This window comes from Butyrivibrio sp. DSM 10294 (assembly GCF_028539135.1).
Lineage (GTDB): Bacteria > Bacillota > Clostridia > Lachnospirales > Lachnospiraceae > Butyrivibrio.
Genome location: NZ_JANSWL010000088.1, coordinates 303,923 through 323,389 on the forward strand (window position 1 = coordinate 303,923; position 19,467 = coordinate 323,389).

Sequence of the window (19,467 nt, forward strand, 5' to 3'; positions counted from 1 at the left end):
ATTTGCTAAAAGTCTGTTAAAGAATAATTAAAAAGTAATGAAATCCCTCAAGACACGCCGACATTCATAATGATTTCCCGGGCAATGTCATCGAGTTTTACAACCTGATCAACAAGTCCGGCCGTTGCAACTGCTTTGGGCATTCCGTAAACGGTACAGGTACTCTCTTCCTGTCCGATCACATGTACTTTTTTCTTAGTCTTCAGATTTTTAATTCCTTCTGTTCCATCAGCACCCATACCTGTCATAACTACACAACAAATCTCATCATAATCGGATTCCATGAGAGATTCGTACATGAAGTTAGCACAAGGTCTGACGCCTTCTCTGGTGGGACCATCCATATAGTGAATAGTGCTTTTGCCCCCGTTTTTCACTATATGCATATGTTTGCCGCCCCTAGAGATGTAAACCGTTCCCGGCTGCAGGATATCTCCTTCAGCTGCCTCCTTAACCTTAACCTCTGAGAGAGAATCAAGTCTCTCCGCAAGAGATGCGGTAAAGCCTTCCGGCATATGCTGAACAAGTACAACCGGCGTTTTCAGATTCTTAGGAAGTTTTGGTATTACTGCCTGAAGAGCTCTTGGTCCTCCCGTAGAGCTTGCCACTGCTACAATTCTGTTACCTGTTATCTTGCTGGCAGATTTGCTGACAAGATCCACAACCTTCTTGGTTTCTTTCACATCTTCCATGGAGAAACTCTTGGTTGAAACAGGTGCCTTGGAATCGGCTACGGCTGCCAGAGTGTTAATAAAGGTCTTGGTAAAGTCCTCTCCCCTACACTCCGAAGCTCTATCCGGCTTATGAACGAAATCCAGTGCTCCCAGATCCAGGGCATCCATGGTAACCTTGGCACCCTCTTTCGTGTCGGTGCTGGCCATCATGATCTTGGCCTTGATCTTGGCCTTATTCAGCTCCTTGAGCATTGTGATTCCATCCATTCTCGGCATATTAATGTCGAGAACAACGGCGTCATAGGTCTTCTTTTTAAGTAAATCAAGTCCTTCAACACCGTCTTTAGCCTTATCTACTACCTGAAATCTTGAATCTGAATTAATGATATCACTGAGGACGGTTCTCATAAGTGCAGAGTCATCAATAATCAAAATTTTTTTCATAATTAAGTTTGCTTCTTTCTTATTTTTCGTTCTTCTTCAAAGATAAAATGTATAATATCTTCTCTGGAAGTCTCGTCAATGTAAATATACTGAATTCTGTGTTCATACAGGCCAGGCTTGGCTTCCAGCTCTTGAACCTTTAGAACATTGCATATCATTTCGTACTCTTTATCGTTAATATTTCCCGGTAGTCTATAGGAGCAGTAGATCGTACTTCCTTCCTCGTACATGAAGTTGGCAACAAATCTCAGGCCTCCTCCGCTGATATCTACCACAACACTTTTTTCAAGGGAACCCGGATCAACAAGATATTTTCTGTTTCTCTTGAAGGCTTCAAATTCTTCGGTGCTACATAACCTTGACTTAAGTTCCAAAGCGCAGCTGAATCTGTAATATTCCCTTCGTTGGAGCTTTTGCAGGTTGCTCGTCAGATCCAGCACCAAAATATACATGTTGTCGCTTCTGTACCGGTCTACAATCCTGGAATAGCATTGGAAAAGTCCCTTGGTGGAGTAAAAGCACAAACTGTACTCTCCGTCCACAGGCAGCAGCACAAGTTTTCCCTTCTCAAAGGGCATCAGCACCTCTATCCTGTCGTCAGAGGTGATATCCATGACCTTACTCATGTAGATCTGCTTTGTCCTAGCATCCTCATCCATCCAGATTTTGCCGGTAGCTTTCAGTTCTACTCTGTTTCCCGGTGAAATGTAATCAGCCAGCATAAATTGTCAGTTTCTCCATTTTCTCATAAGAAATTAGTTGGTAGTGTTTTGTAAATTGACAGGGCCGCTTGTCCCCGGCATTTGAGCACTGCTCAGTTTCCTGCCTGTTATGATATGTGAGAAAAAAGCAGCCATTCCCCTCTGCTTAATCTCCTTTGCCTCAGCCGGACTTACCAGTTCTCCGGCGATTCTCTCAAAAGCCTTAACCGACTTGGCATTGGGATACTGAAGTGAAACAGGTGACTGTTGCATCACGCTCCTTGACAGCATCTGATCCTGCGGTATCGCCCCCATATAGGTAAGTGGGAGTTTCAAATATCTTGCGACGACAGCATTTAATTTGTTAAACAACTGCTGACCTTCTTCGTCGGAGGATACCTTGTTGGAAACAACCTTGACCTTGGTGAAGTCTCTTGAGAACCTCGGCGTCTGATTAAGAGCCTTCAAAAGCGAATAGGAATCCGTAATTGATGTCGGCTCCGGAGTTGTAACCAGAATAATCTCACCACTGGCTACAAGGAACTCCATTACTGCACTGGAAATACCCGCTCCTGTATCTATTATTATTATATCAGCAATTGCATCAAGTTCGGCAAGATTTACGATAATATAAACAAGATAATCGCGGCTTAGATTGTACATGCCGGATATTCCTGATCCGCCTGAGATAAAACCGACTCCTTCAGGTCCCCAGGTTATGATATCCTTGATATTCTTGCCCTGATAAATAAGATCCGATAGATTATGTCTCGGAATGGTTCCGAACATTATCTCTATATTGGCCAGTCCGAAATCCGCATCGAGAATAATAACCCTCTTACCCATTTTTCTGAACTGAACCGCAAGGTTTATGGCCACATTGGACTTGCCTACACCTCCTTTACCGCTGGTAACGGTAATGATTCTGGCAAGCGGTCTTTGGGGCACACCCTGACTTTTTATGATATTTCGTAGTTGTTGTGCCTGATCCATAATAATCCCCGAATTAATTCTTTCCACCCAATAAATGTTTAACGATACGCTGAGCGTCAAATACGGCTATATCATCCGGAACATTCTGACCGTTGGTGATATATGCTATAGGTGCCCCTGTATGCATTCTGACATTATAGAGGTTACCCTTGGCTCCGGTTTCATCCATCTTGGTAAAGATCAGCTTGTAAGCCACCATGGATGAATAACAATCAGCAATTTCTATCAGATCTCTGTACTTGGTAGTAGCTGACAAAACGAGGAAATTCTCACATTCCATCACATCCTCCAGAACTCTGATAAAGTTCTCAACGCTCTCCTTGAGTTCCTCGTTCTTAAGCGAATGTCCGGCCGTATCTACCATGATGTAGTCATAATCCTTGAAATCTTCTGCAGCCTGCCTCATCTCATCCTCGGAGTATACAACTCTGAAGGGAATTCCGATTATTGAAGCGTAGGTTCTTAGCTGCTCCGCTGCTGCAATTCTGTATGTATCAACTGTCAAAAGTGCTACTTTTTTCTTCTGATTAACTGTAAGATCCGTTGCCAGTTTGGCAATTGTAGTGGTCTTACCAACACCGGTGGGTCCGACAAAGATCTCTGCTCTCGGCCCGTTCTCAACGTTATCTATGGGTTCGGATTTGCCAAACTTAAGTACCATCTTCTGATATACATTGGACAGAGCAAAGTCAAAGGGCATTCCGGGTTTACATATTTTCTCAACTTCATCCGTAAGCTGATTGACATAGATCTCATCAACTTCATTCTCTATAAGAGTATTATACAACAGTTTTATGAAGGACAGAGTCTCCTCGGAGATGTCGCTCTGCTTGGGCGTTCTCAGGGTCTCAAGTCCTGATTTGGCAGGCTCCTTAAGTTCCTTTGAAACGTCATCTTTTTCACTGAATTTAATATTTTTCTCCAGGAGGCTACTGAGATTATCGAGTTTTTCCTCGATAGCGCTGCTCTCATCGATGATATCCTTTGGCCTTGCGGGCGCAGAAGGCATTGACTGTGTAACGGCGCCGAGAGCCTGAGCTGTATCCTTCACTGCCTCATCGATTACAGGCTTTCTCGGAGTCGGCCTTGAGTTCTTATCGGGAGAAAAAGTCCTCTGCGGTTTCTCTGTCTCCTCCTCAAGAGCCACCGTCACCTCGATTTTCTGAGACTGAAACAGCGCAAGAAATCCGCTTTTTTTCATGGGTCTTACGTTCATAACGACGATGTTCTGCCCAAGCTCCTTCTTAGCCTCATCTGTTGCTTCACTTTCAGTTTTTCCAACATACTTTTTAATGATCATATTATGCAGTTACCATCCCCACTGATTGCAATTCTATGTTAGGTTCCACTTCGTTGTAGGAAATTACAACCAAATCCTTGTAGTAATCCTCGGTCATCTTCTTGAAATACATTCTGACAATGGGCGAAGCCATTATAATAGCTTGTTTGCCGGCTTCCTCCAGCTTTTGTACCTGTTCCCCTACAGCATTCAGAATGGATTTCGTTCTGGCAGGATCCAGAGTCAGATAAGCTCCGGTCTCTGTCTGTTTTACGCTGCTTAGGATCTCCTGTTCAACCTTAGGATCCAGAGTGACTACCGAAGTTGTTTCACCCACAGCAAAATATTTGCTTGAAATTGCTCTCTTAAGACTCTGTCTTACATACTCCGTAAGAATATCGGGATCTCTTGTGGACGGAGCAAAATCAGCCAGTGTCTCAAATATCGTAACAAGGTCTCTGATAGATACGCCCTCACGCAGGAGATTCTGAAGCACTTTCTCAATCTCTCCAAGACTCATGAGCTTAGGCACAAGCTCGTCAACAAGAGCGGGATTGTTCTCCTTGAGATTATCAACAAGATTCTGCACATCCTGTCTGGTCATAAGCTCGGCGATGTGCTCTCTTATAATCTCAGTAAGGTGCGTAGCAATGATCGATGGCGGATCTACTACAGTGTAACCAAGGCTCTCCGCCCTCTCACGCTGTCCTTCCGTGATCCAGATCGCAGGTAGATGGAAGGAAGGCTCGAAGGTTGGAATACCAGTGATCTCGTCCTCGACATGTCCGGGATTCATGGCCATATAATGATCAAACAAAATTTCGCCATCACTTACCTGTATACCTTTAATTTTAATGATATATTGATTAGGATTCAACTGAATATTATCCCTCAGTCGAATGATGGGAACCACCGTACCAAGTTCCAGTGCTACCTGACGCCTTATCATAACAACTCGGTCAAGAAGGTCTCCACCCTGATTGACATCAGCAAGAGGTATAATACCGTAGCCAAACTCAAGCTCTATAGGATCAACCTGAAGAAGGCTGGTAACATTCTCGGGCTGTCTGATCTCCTCAGCCTGCTGTTCTTCAGGTGTAGCAACTTCCGTCTCTGTCTTGACCTCTTCAATAGTTCTGCTGGCAACTCTTCCAAGTAGGATAAATCCTGCTCCGAAGGTAACATACAGTACCGTAGGAAGCGGTGATAAAATACCAAGTCCTGCAACTACACCGCCTACAAGGTACAACGTCTTTGGCATACCAAATAGCTGATTGATAAGCACATGACCGAAATCCGCTTCTTTTGATCCCTTGGTAACCAGAATACCGGTACTCATGGAGATCATCAGGGAAGGAATCGAACTTACAAGACCATCGCCCATGGTAAGGATTGAGTAAGTATCGATAGCTGCATTTACATCCATTCCACGTCTTAAAACGCCCATTGCGATACCGCCCAGGAGGTTGACTGCCGTGATAATAAGTCCCGCGGTAGCATCACCCTTTACATACTTGGTGGCACCGTCCATGGCTCCGAAGAAGCTGGCCTCTTCCTGAATCTTCTCTCGTCTCGCCCTTGCTTCCTGATCCGTAATGGCTCCGGTGTTAAGGTCGGCATCAATAGCCATCTGTTTACCGGGCATAGCGTCCAAGGTGAATCTTGCTGATACTTCAGCTACACGCTCAGAACCTTTATTGATGACCATCAGCTGTACGATGATGAGAATTACATATACGATGGCACCTACGATCAGATCGCCGCCACCCACGAAGGAACCAAATACCGTGATAACCTGTCCCGCACTTCCCTGGGTAAGAATAAGTCTTGTGGAGGATACGTTAAGGGCGATTCTGAAAATTGTGGTAAAAAGCAGGATTGTAGGGAAGAAAGACATCTCCAGAACATCCTGTGCAAACATTGCGGTGAACATAATTACAAAGGAAAGTGACATATCCATCGCAAGAAGTATATCCAAAAGCCAGTCCGGGAGCGGGATGATCAGCATTACAACCGCTGCCACGATATACAGCGCCAGGCCGTAGTCATATATTCGATCGACTATTCTTTTTTTATCCATCCCATGTCCCCCTTTCTAAGTATTTGACAGTACAGCTAAAAAAAGTACTATCATACCTTGCCCTGTAAGTGATAAACATATGCAAGAACCTCAGCAACCGCCTTGTACAGCTCCGGCGGTACCAGCTCGCCGACTTCAACGTTGGCATAGAGCATCCTGGCAAGGGGCTTGTTCTCAACAATCTCAACGCCGTTTTCTCTGGCTGTTTCCTTGATCCTCTGAGCCAGATAATCGGCACCTTTGGCGATGACCATTGGTGCTTCCTGTTCCTCAGCATCATATTTGATGGCCACTGCGTAATGTGTAGGGTTGGTGATGACTACATCGGCCTGAGGGAGCTGCTGCATCATACGTCTCTGGGACGCCTGCATCATTCTCCTTCTCTGAGCTGATTTAACGGCAGGGTCTCCTTCGGAGTTCTTGAACTCGTCCTTAACTTCCTGCTTGGTCATCATCATATCTTTGTTAAACTTGCGTCTCTGATAAATAAGATCCGCTAAGGCAATTATCATGTATGCTATGGCAATTCGAAGTCCCAAGTCAAAAATAAGATTTCCCATAAGGCCAATTGCCTGTCTGAGAGGCATGTCATACAAAAGGAACAGGCTCTCATCTCTGCCGATAAAAAATGAATATATAACCACAGCCATAACAAGGAGCTTAAGTATTGACTTAGCCAGCTCGAAGAGTTTTCTTGTCGAAAAGATCTTCTTCATACCTGAGATAGGATTGAGCTTGGAGAGCTTAGGCTGCAGCGGCTTGGAGGTTGGTTTAAATCCTACCTGAACAATGTCGCTCAAGAATGCGATCAGGAAACCTATCAGGAAAAATGGTGCACACAATAGCAGCATTGTCAGCATTGCGTTATTAAGCGTGCTTGTTATATAAGCCCAGGGAAGATGTCCGTCATAGGTTCTGGCAATATTTGGAATGTTGTCATACACTCTTCCAAATATACCTACAAAGTTCTCGCCCATGAAGCCATAGCCAAAACGAAGTATCAAAAACAAAGCGAGTAAGCTGAAGGCAGTGGCGATTTCCTGGCTCTTCGCAACCTGCCCTTCTTTTCTGGCATCATCCAGCTTTTTGGCGGTGGGCTGCTCGGTTTTCTCAGCACCGTTGGCATCTTCAGCGAAGAACTGCAGGTTATATTCTATTCGAAGCTGAAACCTCTCTTCTTCAGCCGCTCTGCAAGCTGTAAACAAATCTTTCCATCAGCTCCTTCATGTTAATGAAAATAAAGTTGGCAGCATCATCCAGCATTGTAACGGTGATGAACATTATCATTAGTCCAACGATGATCTTGATCTGAATACCAACAGAGAACATGTTCATCTGCGGCGATACCTTAGCCAGTACGCCAAGTACAACGTTGGTAATAAAGGTGATGATAAATACCGGAAGACAGATTCTGAAACCTATAACAATGTAATCCCTCATAAAAACAAGCATGGATTCAAGGAATCTGTCGGGATTGATCACCGCACCGTTTATCGGAACAAGGGTAAATGTATCTGCAAGTGCCCTAAGTATGTACTGATACATTCCCGTGATAATAAGCATCATTGTGAGAACCTGTGAATAAATTGTTCCCGTAATTGAAACCTGCTCGTTGGTATTTGGGTCAAACAGCGAAACCATTGACAGACCGATCTGCATATCAACGACGGTTCCTGCGAAATTGGCTATCAGTTCACAGATCATGACTGCGTAGCCGATAACCCAGCCGACCATAACCTCTTTTAACACAATAACGGTGTATCCGGTTATCGTATTGTATGCCGGCGGATTAAAAGGCACTGCACCGTACAAAAGTATCGCAAGTAGCAGGCCAAAACCTATCTTAACCAGGTTAGGTGTCTGTCTTCCTCCAAAGAAGGGGGCGACGAATATAAAGCTTGTAACTCTTACAAAGATCAATAGAAATATCTCAAGATCTCCGTAGCTGAAGGAATAATCAATCATGGCCCCGTCCTCTCCTTCGCCTTATCGGACATATTTGGAAAAATCCGACCAGAGAGAAATGATATATCCCGATAATTCGGTAAGCATCCAGTTGCCAAGAAGCATTATCATTACAAATACTCCGATTACCTTGGGCACAAAGGTAAGGGTCTGTTCCTGAATTGACGTAACGGTCTGAAAGATTGAAATAATAAGACCGATTACCATCGATGTCAAAAGGATAGGCAGTGACATCTTGATAACCATATAGAGGGCTTCGCTGATTATTAAGTTGATATCTGAAATTGTGATCATTATCTTCCCTCCCTCATATGGTTTAATGACTTAATTCTTAAAATATCAATAGAACGATTTCACCAGATTGCCGATCACAAGACTCCATCCGTCAGCCAGGACAAAGAGCAGAATCTTGAAGGGCAGCGAAATTGTTGTGGGCGGCAGCATCATCATACCCATACTCATAAGTACCGACGCCACAACCATGTCTATTACAATAAAAGGAACATAGATCAAAAATCCTATGATAAATGCAGTACGAAGTTCACTGACGATGAAACTTGGAACCAGAACAATATTGGGAATGCTCTCCAGCTCGCCATCCCACTCTATTTTGTCAATCTCCATGAAAAGCCTTACATCCTTGGTCTGAGTCTGGCCGTACATGAACTGCCTGAAGGGCTTCATTGCGGTGTCAAAAAACTCCTTCTGATTCATCTGACCGTCTTCAAAGGGCACAACCGCCGTATCATAAGCCTCTTTTAACGTAGGCTGCATAATGAACAACGTCATAAAAAGAGCGATTCCGATGATTACTATATTGGGCGGCGAAGTCTGAGTACCTATAGCCGTTCTTGTAAAGTGAAGCGCAACAATGACTCTGGTAAAAGAAGTCATCATTACGATAAGAGTCGGTGCAAGAGAAATAAGCGTTAAAGTAATGAGTATCCTAAGCGCACCGTTGAGGGATCCGTTGCCGTTGTCATAGGTTACCGTAACGGTATTGGCAATATTAAGTTCCTGAAGGTCTTCAGGATCCTCGGATACGCCAGGCGGATTGATATTGGTCCTCTCATCCTTCTCCCCCGTCAGATGCTGATCCTCATCAAGGGTTGGATCCGTAGGTGTTGAATCCTGGATGATATTCTCCGTAGCACCGGCTGAAATAGGAATGGAAAAAGAAAGAAATGCGAACATGCCAATTAAAGCAAGAGCTGAGATCAGCCCCTTCTTAAGATTGATTTTCAGATTGTGATTCCCATCTCCCCTTAGTCTCTTCATTAACCCTTTTTCTCGCCTTTAAATTTTTCAAGTATATCTTTGAAGCTAACGTTTTCCTGAGTTTCATCCTTGATGATAAGATCTTCCTTATTCACATCACCAAGTGATGTTACCTGGTCCTTGGACACTGCTATGGCGACGTATCTGCCGCCTATCTGAACTATCTGAATATACTTGGTCTGAGAAATCCTGCAGGTTTCAATAATCTTGATGTTTTTGCCGGTATTTCCCATTCCGCTCTGATAATTCGCGATCCATTTGGTGACATAGTAGGCTGCCGCAAGAACCAGGATAAAAATGATCAGGACCGAAATAAACTGTAAATATGTACTCCCCGTCATTTGCGGTCTCCCTTTTTTACTGAACGATCTCCGTTACACGGACACCGAAACTTTCTTCGATAACTACTACTTCTCCCTTAGCTACGAACTTACCGTTAACCAGTACGTCAACAGGCTCACCGGCAACCTTATCAAGCTCTATGATGGTTCCGGGTGCAAAATCAAGAATATCCGCAATGGGCTTGGCTGTTCTTCCAAGTTCTACGGTAACCTCCAATGGTACATCCTTGATAATACCGATGTTCTCGCCGCCTGCCATAATGGTGGTTCCACCTGCAAAATTCTGGAACTGAGCAGGCTGGATATTCATATTCATCATCTGGGGCATCATCTGCATCTGAGGCATCATCTGCATCTGAGGCATTCCCATCTGGGGCATACCCATCTGAGGCATTCCCTGCATCATTGAAGGATCCTGAGCAGGCATAGGTCCGGGTGCCGGAGCAGCTTCCGGAGCGGGCGCGGGTGCCGGAGCAGGTGCAGGTTCAGGAGCAGCTTCAGCGCCTGAATCACCAGAAATAACTGTATCCTTCAGAGTCTTGGCAAAATCTATGGGATACAACTGCATAAGCGTTGAATCTACCAGATCTCCGACCTGCATCTTGAAGGAAATTCTTACGAAGGTTCCTGTCAGGAAATCCGCAATATCCGAAGGATCGTCATTAATCATGTCAAGAAGGGTAGCCTGCGGTGGGCTGATATCTACCTTCTGATTGATCATGGTGGAAAGAGACGTAGCCGCAGCACCCATCATCTGGTTCATGGCCTCAGAAATGGCTGACAGCTGGAGCTCTCCGATCTCACCTTCCGTATTGGTACCGTCTCCGCCCATCATAAGGTCGGTGATTACCATTACGTCGTGTTCTTTCAGGATCAGGATATTGGTTCCGTCAAGACCTACGGTGTATTTGATCTGGATAAATACGCAGGGTCTCTCATAGTTATTGATCACAGTCTCCCAGGTAGCAAGCTCAACCTGTGGGGTTGTGATATTTACTTTCTGGTTAACAAGGGAATACAGCGTTGTTGCCGATGATCCCATGCTGATATTGGCCACTTCACCGATGGCATCCTTTTCGGAATCCGTAAGAAGTGACTCATCTATTCCGCCTGCAGCAGGCGCCGATGCGGCAGCAGCCTCGGCCGGAGCATCTCCTGCTCCATCACCGCCGGCATCACCTCCACCGCCGGAAGTATCCATACCGGCCAGTAAAGCATTAATTTCGTCCTGGGATAACATTCCATCCATGCTCTACTCATCCTCCTCTCTTACAACCGACGTAATTTTGACGGCATACTTGTCTTTGGCAGTTCCGGGCAATGCAGTAAATTTGAAGAGATTTCCTACATATATCTGCATGTCCGTATTTACTCTGTTATCAAGCCTTATTATGTCTCCGGCCTGTAAATGTACAAAATCATTAACTGAAACATTGCACTTACCAAGTATCGCTTTTACAGGAACATCAACGTGCTTGACCATGGTTTCAAGGGTCTCTTCATAGTCCTCGTCGTTGTTCTTCTGCATTGTTGAGAACCAGAACTTGGTATTGAGCTTGTCCATAACACTCTCAAGAGTGAAGTATGGAAGACAGACGTTCATCAGACCTTCCGTATCACCGATCTTGATGTTAAGCGTTACGATGGCGATCATATCCGTCGGTGAGATAACCTGTGCAAACTGCGGATTGGTCTCAATTCTCTCCATTACGGGATTGATGCCTGCTACGTTCTGCCAGGGCTCTACCATCAGCTGCATACAGATGGTAACAAGCTTCTCTATAAGGGGCATCTCAATGTCGGTGAAGGGTCTTGGTTTATCAAGGGTTCCTCCCTCACCTCCAAGCATTCTGTCAATAAAGGAAAAACCTATATTTGCCTGCAGCTCCAGAATGATGGTTCCCTGCAACGGAAGGAAATTGATAACTCCAAGGATTACAGGGTTTGACAGGGCGTTACTGAACTCGGAATATGTTACCGTCTCAGAGTTGGCCACTGATACCGATACATTCTTACGAAGATACAAAGGCAACGTGGTAGACAAAAGTCGGCCATAGTGTTCGTAGATCATCTCCAGAGTACGAAGGTGTTCTTTTGAGAACTTCGCGGGACGTTTAAAGTCATAGTCTTTGACTTTCTTTTCGTCCGCGGCCTGCATTTGGTCTACATCAAGCTCACCGGTTGAGAGTGCTGCCAGCAGACTATCTATTTCATTTTGTGACAGTACTTCACTCACAATGTCTCTCCTCTCTTAAAACTTTTTTCTGTAAAAAACATTACTGATACAGCACACTTGAGAAGCTTACTTCATAGATAAAGTTGGAACCGAACAGATCCTGAACAGATTCAAGGATCTCATCCTTAACAGTAGCTTCGTTGGCCTGAATCTCTTCCATAGTGTGTGATGACAGAACTTCCTGAACCTTAGCCTTTATAAGGCTCTTCTTTGCTGCCATTGATTCGGAACTTCCCATTGTTGCGTAGTCCGTATTGGCTGTATTAAGTGAGAATACAACTTCCACAACCATGTAATGTGTCTTTCCATCGGCTCCTGCCTTCAGGTTGATTGTCATCTTGTCATCGCCGGTAAGTTCGAAGGTAGCAAGGTTGTCAACGCCTACAGGCTGAACTGCCGAGCCCCCGAAGCCTCCGCCGGAGCCTCCGCTTGCTTCAAGTTCAAGAGCAGCTGCTATATCCGATATCAGTTTGGCTGTCTGGGAATTGGTGGACATGACGCTAAGAAGCATAAATCCTGTCATTCCCAGATTGATAACAAGTAATGCCAGAATAATGATGGATAAAAGGTTCTTTTTCATTGTCTGTTTTTTCCTCCTGCTCAATAAGAAGCGCTAAGTGGATTGTAGATCTTAATTTCAACTCGTCTGTTTCTTGCCCTGCCTTCGTCCGTGGAATTATCAGCAATTGGGTCGTATTCCCCTCGTCCTGTATGTACAATCTTTGAAGGGTCCAGGTTGGTGTTCTCTTGAAGATAATAGAACACCGACAGAGCTCTTCCGGAACTTAGCTCATCGTTATTGGAATACTTTCCTTTTCCTCCCATGGGTATGTTGTCTGTATGTCCCTCAATCTCGATGGTTCCTCCGGCGTAGGTCTCAAGGATCTGTCCCACTTTGTCAACGACGGGAAGTGCGTCCTCCTTAAGATCAACCTGTCCGGAATCAAAAAGTATTGCGCCCTGGATTGTGAGCTGCACATACTGACTTGTGTAATTTACATAAACCTGATCTTCTATCTCTCCCTCTTCAAGAGCTTTCTCAATCTTCTCAGCAAGCTCAGCGGATGCTTCCAGCTGTTCCTCTTCCGCTGCCTCCATGAGTTCCTGCTGTTCCATCTCTCCCACCGCATCTCGTTCCTCCTCAGCGTCATCACCGCTCTGGGCAAGGCCCATTGATGTGGTATAAGCAGATAACTCAGTCAGCTGGGACACACCGTCTCCAATAAGTGCTCCCTTGCCAATTGCCATCTCACCTCCGGAAAAGATACCGAAGGCTGAACTGAAGGATGCTGCCACCTCTTCAAACTTCGCTGCATCCATACTGGCCATTGAGAAAAGCAAAACGAAGAAGCAAAGAAGAAGATTCATCAGGTCACCGAAAGTTCCCTGCCACGCAGGCAAACCCGGTTTAATCTCTTCAGGTTTCTTTGCCATTATTCGCCGCCTCCATCGCTGGAACCATTCTCTGCCTCATAAGCTGCCCTGTCGGCAGGTGAAAGGAATGATTTAAGCTTTTCTTCGGTAACACGGGGGTTTTCGCCGGCCTGAATCGATAACAGACCTTCAATGATGATACTTTTTGCCATATATTCCGCATTGTCCCTGGCTTTTAACTTATTCTCCGCCGGGTAACAATACCAGTTAGCAAGAACTGAACCATAGAATGTAGTGATAAGAGCAACCGCCATGGACGGTCCGATTGAAGAAGGATCTGACATGTTCTGAAGCATCAGAACCAGTCCGAGAAGTGTACCGATCATACCCCAGGAAGGGCCCATGCCGGCAACGTCTCCGTAGAATGAATAGTTTTCTTTATGTCTTTCGGACATGGCATCGATCTCGGCTTCCAGAATGCTTTTTACAAGCTCCGGTTCTGTACCGTCGACGATAAGTCCTACGCCTTTTTTCATGAAAGCATCTTCAAGATTACCTGCCGCTTCTTCCAGTGCAAGGAGTCCTTCCTTACGGGCTGTATTGGACAGGTCGATGATCTGTTTGATGGTGCCCTTGGTGTCAAAATTGGGCATCTTAAAGATAAGGGTGTAAGCCTTCAGACCGTTAATGAAACTTGGCATGGTTCGCGAAGCAAGAACCGCCATGAAGGCTCCTCCGAATGTGATCATAGCAGAAGGAGCATCCAGAAAGTACTTTACACCGGTGATTCCGGCACCGAACACAATACTCAGGATCATGAATATGAAACATAATACTACACCAAGTAATGACGCTATATCCACGTAATATACCCCCTTATAGTATATTTGTACTACCTGTTCATAAGAAAATCACAAAAGACCAACAAGGTCATCCTTCCTGGATCATTTTTACAATCTCATCCAAGCTCTCTTTAACAATAAGTTTCCTTCCCCCGCTTAGAATTATGACTGTGTCCGGACTTGATTCAATTGTCTGAATACACCGAGAATTAATGACTATTTTTCGTGTATCCATCTTGGTCAAAATAAGCAATTGGCTGTCCATGTCATCTCATCCCCCGATGAATTTCATTTAGCCTATTATTTCAAGAATTTTGAAATTTTATTTCTGTCTATCTATATTTTATCATTTTTATCCCCCTAAATCTCCATGTAATGTTCACATTTTGGTCACAAATGGAGAATAATTTCATTTAACGAAAAATTATATGAAATTAATTTGCTAAAACAATAAATATAAAAAGGCATAATACTATATATTGTGGTATTAAAATAATTGTACCACTTATAAACGTAAAAAACAGTAATTTTTTGATAAAACAAAAATGGCGGCTGAAAATTTATTTTTCAGCCGTCATTTTATTATATAAAATAAGTTCTTAAGCGATTTCACGAACAGCGCAGCCCTTCTTGGCAAGAACTGTTTTCATGAAATTTTCAGCCTGCTTTGAAGTCTTGAATTTGGCGATATACATATACTGACCCATAGCTTCCCAATCTGATTCAGGCATAAAACGGTCGATCATAACAGCTTCGCCGAACTTCTCCATGAGCTCTTCATGGGAGAACTTGTAGCAGAAATGCTCTTTTCTTGCTGCATAGGCGCAGTAATAGGTATCCTTGGAAACCAGTTTCTTTAAATCCTCTCCCTTGACCATTCTTGCGTACAGGTCATAGATATCGCAGGAGCCTGTAAAGTTCATCATATCAAGAGTGAAACCGCCGGGAGCTCTCATGTTGTGCTCAAGTACTGATAAATCGCCCTTCTTCCCGATTCCAGGATAATCCTGGTCAAGTTTGATAAATTCAATATGAGCAAGGCCTGACTTGGCACCAAGGGTATCGATTATCTTTTTTCCAAGAAGATGCACATTAAGAGGCACCTTGGGAATTGTAAAGTAAGATAAATCATTTCCTTCAGCGACAGCATCCATGATAGGATCACATTCCATAAACTGCTCGAATACTATCTCACCATTGGCATCATAGATAGCATTGAATGCACAGATTCTTCCGGAGAGGAACTTCTCCATAACATAAGTAGTCTCGGGAAGCTCATCAAAAAATGCCTTCAGTTCCTTGTCATCTCTGATCTTCCAGGTTCCGGATGCCCCCATTCCTCTCTCGGGCTTAACAATAACAGGATAGCCAACCTTCTTGGCGAACTGCTTAGCCTTTCTAAGGTCAGTTATTGTGATCTGGGGTGCTGTAGGGATCATGGCATCTGCATACATCTGATGCATCATGGCTTTATGTACGTATTTATCAATCTCGCTGCCCTTAACGCCTGTATTAACATTGAAATCCTCGCGGAGTCTGGCGTCATTTTCAAGCCAGAATTCATTCTGGGATTCGATCCAATCTATTTTTCCATAGTTAAATGCGAAATATGCTACTGCCTTGTATACCTGGTCATAATCCATAAGTGAATCAACCTTGTAGTACTCGGTAAGTGCCTCCTTAAGCATATCAGAAAGCTCATCATAGGGAGCATCGCCGATACCAAGGACATTAACGCCGTTCTTTTTTAATCTGTCGCAAAAATTGCCGTAGCACTCAGGATAATTAGGTGATATAAAACAAAAATTCATTACTTCTCTCCTTTTTTACTCGAAAACCAAAAGCTCATCCCTTAACACTAATCCATTCCCTTACGGGTTCCTCCCCTTTTTTACCGTTAAATACTATGTCTGCGCAGACGAGAAGTATGCATAATAATTCTGTCAGCGGAAATGCAATCCATGCACCGTTTATTCCGATAACCTTTATCAGAACAACGGCAAGTCCCGCAATCATCAGGTTCTCAGCTATTGAAAAGACATTTACCAGAGTAATTTTCCCCTGACTCTGATAAACCTTCAGAAGAAGATTCAGTGCTGTGTTGAAGATCAAAAATGACGGGAACACCAAAAGCATGTCTCTTGTCATAATATAAGCCTCTTCATTAAAATCAAAATAAAATGATGCGATCATGCCGGAAAAGATCATAAGTACAGCAGCTGCAGTGACAGAAAGAGCTGCGCCGATCTTCATGGCAAAGCTAAACCCCTGGATAAAGCTCTTTTTATCCTTACTTCCGTAGTACATACTTCCGATAAAGAGGAAGGCTCCAGCACAGCCCTGGGGTATTGCACCAAGGAAGCTGCAGAGAGTTCCCTGAACGTTAGCTGTTGCAATGGCGGGAATGCCAAAGCTGCTGACAAGGACTCTGTTAAAAACATAAGCCTTAACTACGGTTCCCAGCGTAAACATAAGGTTCGGCGAACCAAGTCTGATGGCTTCAGGCATATCCTTGAACTTAAGGTTCTTAAAGCCAAGCTTCAAAAGTCTTCCGCTCTTGGTAAAGCCAGGAAGCATGATGGCTGCGGATAGAAGGTAGCTTACTGATGAAGCCAGGCCCATTCCGAAGGTTCCCATGTCCAGCACCAGTACATTAACCAGGTCAAGAATTATGTTTGAACTTATCATTGCCACAAGGCCGAAATAGGATTTTTTTGTATCGTCGTTCAGAGGCAGAAAGATCATAAATATGGCACACAGGACGTCCCCCACAAATCCAAGGGAATATCCCGAAATGTAGTCCATAAGGAGCTGCTTTGAGCTTTCATCTGCTCCAAGAAGCTGTGACAGCGGAGCTCTGAACAATATGCATATAGCAGTGGACAGTATGCACAGAAGGGCCGCCATAAATATACAGGTTGAAAAAAGTGCGCTGGCTTCTTTACTATCCTTTTTTCCCATGGCGTTACTACAGAGGATCTCAAAGCCTGTAATAAGGATCATGAAAAATCCCACCGCTGAGATAACAGGTGCAAAAAGGCCTATTGCTCCAAGGGCCTCAGAGCCAATGTATCTGCCGGTAATAACGCTGTCGATCAGAGCGTTTGTTGCCGACACCAAAATACCGATTATCTGGACCGGGAGTAGTTTTAAGTATTCTCTTTTAATATCTTCCTGTTTCTTCACTTAGAGCTCCTCCTTGTCTTTTTTGCAATAAGGATTGTAAGGCTACGGGGTTCTAATGTAATACTGTCGTTTATATCAGTTTTCTTATACTTCCTGTTGGCAGAGGTTACGTAAAGGCTCCATTCAAAGCCTTCCGGAACGATGGGGAGTCCTAAAGTCTGGTCTTCCCAGAAAGCGTTCACGCCGCAGTATATGAAGCAGTCTTCATCTGCATTGTGATCAGCCTTCGTCTCAGCATACATAAACCCGAAAGTTAAGAAAGGTGCATTCTCATCAAGCTCCCAGGGAGTGGTTCCATGGAAGGAAAGCTCCGGGTAATCGCTTGAATTCTTGTCAGTTCCTTTATATGTGGATCTAAGAACAGGATGATCCTGCCTAAGTTTAATTACTTCTTTAAAGAAATCGTGTACGTCCTTGTGGGCCTTCTCGTTTTTCCAGTTAATCCAGGAAATCTCGCTGTCCTGTGAAAAGACATTGTTGTTACCCTTCTGTCCGTTTCTGATCTCGTCACCTGCAAGCATCATGGCAACGCCGCGGCTTAGCATAAGAAGCGCGAAGGCATTTTTTACCTGCTTGCTGCGAAGGCTCTCGATCTCTTTATCATCAGATTCACCCTCTACACCGCAATTCCAGCTGTAGTTCTCATGGATTCCGTCTTCGTTGTTCCAGCCGTTTTCTATATTGTGCCTGTCATTGTAGGAAACCAGATCATTCATGGTAAAGCCATCGTGGCAGGTCACATAGTTAACACCAAAGTGTGTGTAAGTTTCGTTGTAAATATCAGGAGATCCCTTGATGCGCTTTATCAGCTCAGGGCCTGCGCTTTCATCACTCTTGATGAATTTCCTGATACAGTGTGAGAACTTGTCGTTCCACTCTCCCCAGCGGGAATCAGCGGGGTAACAGCCCACCTGATAAAGTCCTGAAGCATCGATAGCTTCAGCTATCAGGATTGCATCTGCGAGAATAGGATCTTTTGATATCATGTCGAGGACAAGAGGGTTACTCATTACTTCCCCTGTGGCGGATCTGCTGAGGATCGCTCCTTCGTCAAATCTAAAGCCATCCACATGATACTCATCCTTCCAGTATCTGAGGCAGTCCACGATAAAACCTGCCACCATGGGATCATTACATTTAAAGGTGTTGCCGCAGGCTGTGTAGTCTGCATACTCACCGTTCTCATCAAGAATATAGTAGTAACGGTTATCTATGCCGCGGAAATTGTAGGTAAGGCCCAGCTTTCCGTTATATTCCGCGGTGTGATTAAACACAACGTCAAGGATTATCTTTATACCGTTTCTATGAAGCTCCTGAACCATGTTCTTGAATTCATGAGCTATGCCGTCTGGAGTATTACTCTTGGCATAAGCAGCCTTCGGGGCAAAAAATGAAACCGTGTTGTAGCCCCAGTAATTGTAAAGAGGCTCTCCGTTGTAGGAACCGTTATCCTCCAGATCGTCAAACTCAAACACAGGAAGAAGCTCGATACAGTTGATTCCCAGGTCCTTGAGATAAGGAATCTTCTCTACAATGCCGTTATAGGTTCCTTTGCAATTTACCTTGGATGCAGGATCGTTGGTAAAACCTCTGACATGCATTTCATAAATTATTAAGTCGTTGTAGGAAAGGTCATTCAGTGGATTATCATCCCACCGGAACTCCTCTGTGAGAATCTTGCCTCTCATGGGAAGTGAAACATCCTTGTGCCACTCTTCTCTGCCCGTTACGCTCTTAGCATAAGGGTCAAGAAGTGACCAATCAGGATTAAACCTTAAGCCTTCAGAAGGCTCATACCTTCCTTCAAATCTATAATTATAGGAAATCATCTTTGGATCCAGTCCATAGACGATGATCGAATAGTTGTTGCCCTTTTTGAACTCCTGTGGAATCCTGATGTTTGCAAAAGCAGGTCCGTTGTCTTTTTTATATAGTTCAAGGATACATGCTTCAGCGTCTTTAGAATTTATGGAAAAATTGATTCCACCGTCACCTGTCAGCGACGCACCAAAAGGCAGCGCATGCCCCGGAGCACACTTAACTCCATCAAAAATATAGTTCATAGATTTTTTCC

General features: G+C 44.3%; 19 protein-coding genes. All 19 read right to left on the bottom strand.

Annotation, left to right across the window (positions count from 1 at the left end):
* Positions 1-47: 47 nt before the first annotated feature.
* Positions 48-1,118 (bottom strand): protein-glutamate methylesterase/protein-glutamine glutaminase, encoded by a 1,071-nt coding sequence (locus NXH67_RS17450; RefSeq protein WP_022778503.1) that lies wholly within the window; start codon positions 1,116-1,118, stop codon positions 48-50.
* Positions 1,119-1,120: 2 nt separating this feature from the next.
* On the bottom strand, positions 1,121-1,840 hold the full coding sequence (locus NXH67_RS17455) for a flagellar brake protein (protein WP_022778502.1): 720 nt from the start codon (positions 1,838-1,840) through the stop codon (positions 1,121-1,123).
* 33 nt (positions 1,841-1,873) lie between these two features.
* A complete protein-coding gene (locus NXH67_RS17460) occupies positions 1,874-2,812 on the bottom strand; it encodes a MinD/ParA family protein (protein ID WP_022778501.1) in 939 nt (312 codons plus the stop codon).
* Positions 2,813-2,825: 13 nt separating this feature from the next.
* Positions 2,826-4,112 (bottom strand): flagellar biosynthesis protein FlhF, encoded by a 1,287-nt coding sequence (flhF, locus tag NXH67_RS17465; protein ID WP_272798190.1) that lies wholly within the window; start codon positions 4,110-4,112, stop codon positions 2,826-2,828.
* Position 4,113: 1 nt separating this feature from the next.
* Positions 4,114-6,171: a flagellar biosynthesis protein FlhA gene (gene flhA, locus NXH67_RS17470; RefSeq protein WP_022778499.1), complete on the bottom strand. Its 2,058-nt coding sequence runs from the start codon at positions 6,169-6,171 to the stop codon at positions 4,114-4,116.
* Between the two features lie 50 nt (positions 6,172-6,221).
* The gene (flhB, locus tag NXH67_RS17475) at positions 6,222-7,376 is read right to left on the bottom strand and encodes a flagellar biosynthesis protein FlhB (protein WP_022778498.1); all 1,155 of its coding nucleotides are present in this window, start codon (positions 7,374-7,376) and stop codon (positions 6,222-6,224) included.
* Positions 7,351-8,136 carry a flagellar biosynthetic protein FliR gene (locus tag NXH67_RS17480; protein WP_022778497.1) on the bottom strand — a complete coding sequence of 262 codons (786 nt, stop codon included), beginning with the start codon at positions 8,134-8,136 and terminating at the stop codon, positions 7,351-7,353. Before NXH67_RS17480 ends, flhB begins: the two co-directional genes overlap by 26 nt.
* A 21-nt stretch (positions 8,137-8,157) precedes the next feature.
* Positions 8,158-8,430 (bottom strand): flagellar biosynthesis protein FliQ, encoded by a 273-nt coding sequence (gene fliQ / locus NXH67_RS17485; RefSeq protein WP_022778496.1) that lies wholly within the window; start codon positions 8,428-8,430, stop codon positions 8,158-8,160.
* A 45-nt stretch (positions 8,431-8,475) separates the two neighbouring features.
* Positions 8,476-9,414 carry a flagellar type III secretion system pore protein FliP gene (gene fliP / locus NXH67_RS17490; RefSeq protein ID WP_272798191.1) on the bottom strand — a complete coding sequence of 313 codons (939 nt, stop codon included), beginning with the start codon at positions 9,412-9,414 and terminating at the stop codon, positions 8,476-8,478.
* Positions 9,414-9,755 (bottom strand): flagellar biosynthetic protein FliO, encoded by a 342-nt coding sequence (locus NXH67_RS17495; RefSeq protein ID WP_022778494.1) that lies wholly within the window; start codon positions 9,753-9,755, stop codon positions 9,414-9,416. The genes fliP and NXH67_RS17495 overlap by 1 nt, the downstream gene beginning before the upstream one ends.
* A gap of 16 nt (positions 9,756-9,771) precedes the next feature.
* Positions 9,772-11,004 carry a flagellar motor switch phosphatase FliY gene (fliY, locus tag NXH67_RS17500; RefSeq protein ID WP_022778493.1) on the bottom strand — a complete coding sequence of 411 codons (1,233 nt, stop codon included), beginning with the start codon at positions 11,002-11,004 and terminating at the stop codon, positions 9,772-9,774.
* A 3-nt stretch (positions 11,005-11,007) separates the two neighbouring features.
* Positions 11,008-11,991: a flagellar motor switch protein FliM gene (fliM, locus tag NXH67_RS17505; protein ID WP_022778492.1), complete on the bottom strand. Its 984-nt coding sequence runs from the start codon at positions 11,989-11,991 to the stop codon at positions 11,008-11,010.
* A gap of 40 nt (positions 11,992-12,031) precedes the next feature.
* Entirely contained in the window at positions 12,032-12,571 is a 540-nt protein-coding gene (locus NXH67_RS17510; protein WP_022778491.1) for a flagellar basal body-associated FliL family protein, read from the bottom strand.
* A 20-nt stretch (positions 12,572-12,591) separates the two neighbouring features.
* Positions 12,592-13,425 (bottom strand): OmpA/MotB family protein, encoded by an 834-nt coding sequence (locus tag NXH67_RS17515; RefSeq protein ID WP_022778490.1) that lies wholly within the window; start codon positions 13,423-13,425, stop codon positions 12,592-12,594.
* Positions 13,425-14,228 (bottom strand): motility protein A, encoded by an 804-nt coding sequence (locus NXH67_RS17520; RefSeq protein ID WP_022778489.1) that lies wholly within the window; start codon positions 14,226-14,228, stop codon positions 13,425-13,427. The genes NXH67_RS17515 and NXH67_RS17520 overlap by 1 nt, the downstream gene beginning before the upstream one ends.
* Positions 14,229-14,295: 67 nt before the next feature.
* Positions 14,296-14,472, bottom strand: coding sequence for a flagellar FlbD family protein (locus NXH67_RS18475; protein ID WP_022778488.1), 177 nt, complete (start codon positions 14,470-14,472; stop codon positions 14,296-14,298).
* A 334-nt stretch (positions 14,473-14,806) separates the two neighbouring features.
* Complete coding sequence (locus NXH67_RS17525; protein ID WP_272798192.1) at positions 14,807-16,018, bottom strand: ATP-grasp domain-containing protein; 1,212 nt, start codon at positions 16,016-16,018, stop codon at positions 14,807-14,809.
* A 34-nt stretch (positions 16,019-16,052) separates the two neighbouring features.
* Positions 16,053-17,393: an MATE family efflux transporter gene (locus NXH67_RS17530; protein ID WP_272798193.1), complete on the bottom strand. Its 1,341-nt coding sequence runs from the start codon at positions 17,391-17,393 to the stop codon at positions 16,053-16,055.
* Positions 17,390-19,456: a glycogen debranching protein gene (locus tag NXH67_RS17535; RefSeq protein WP_272798194.1), complete on the bottom strand. Its 2,067-nt coding sequence runs from the start codon at positions 19,454-19,456 to the stop codon at positions 17,390-17,392. Before NXH67_RS17535 ends, NXH67_RS17530 begins: the two co-directional genes overlap by 4 nt.
* Positions 19,457-19,467 lie beyond the last annotated feature (11 nt).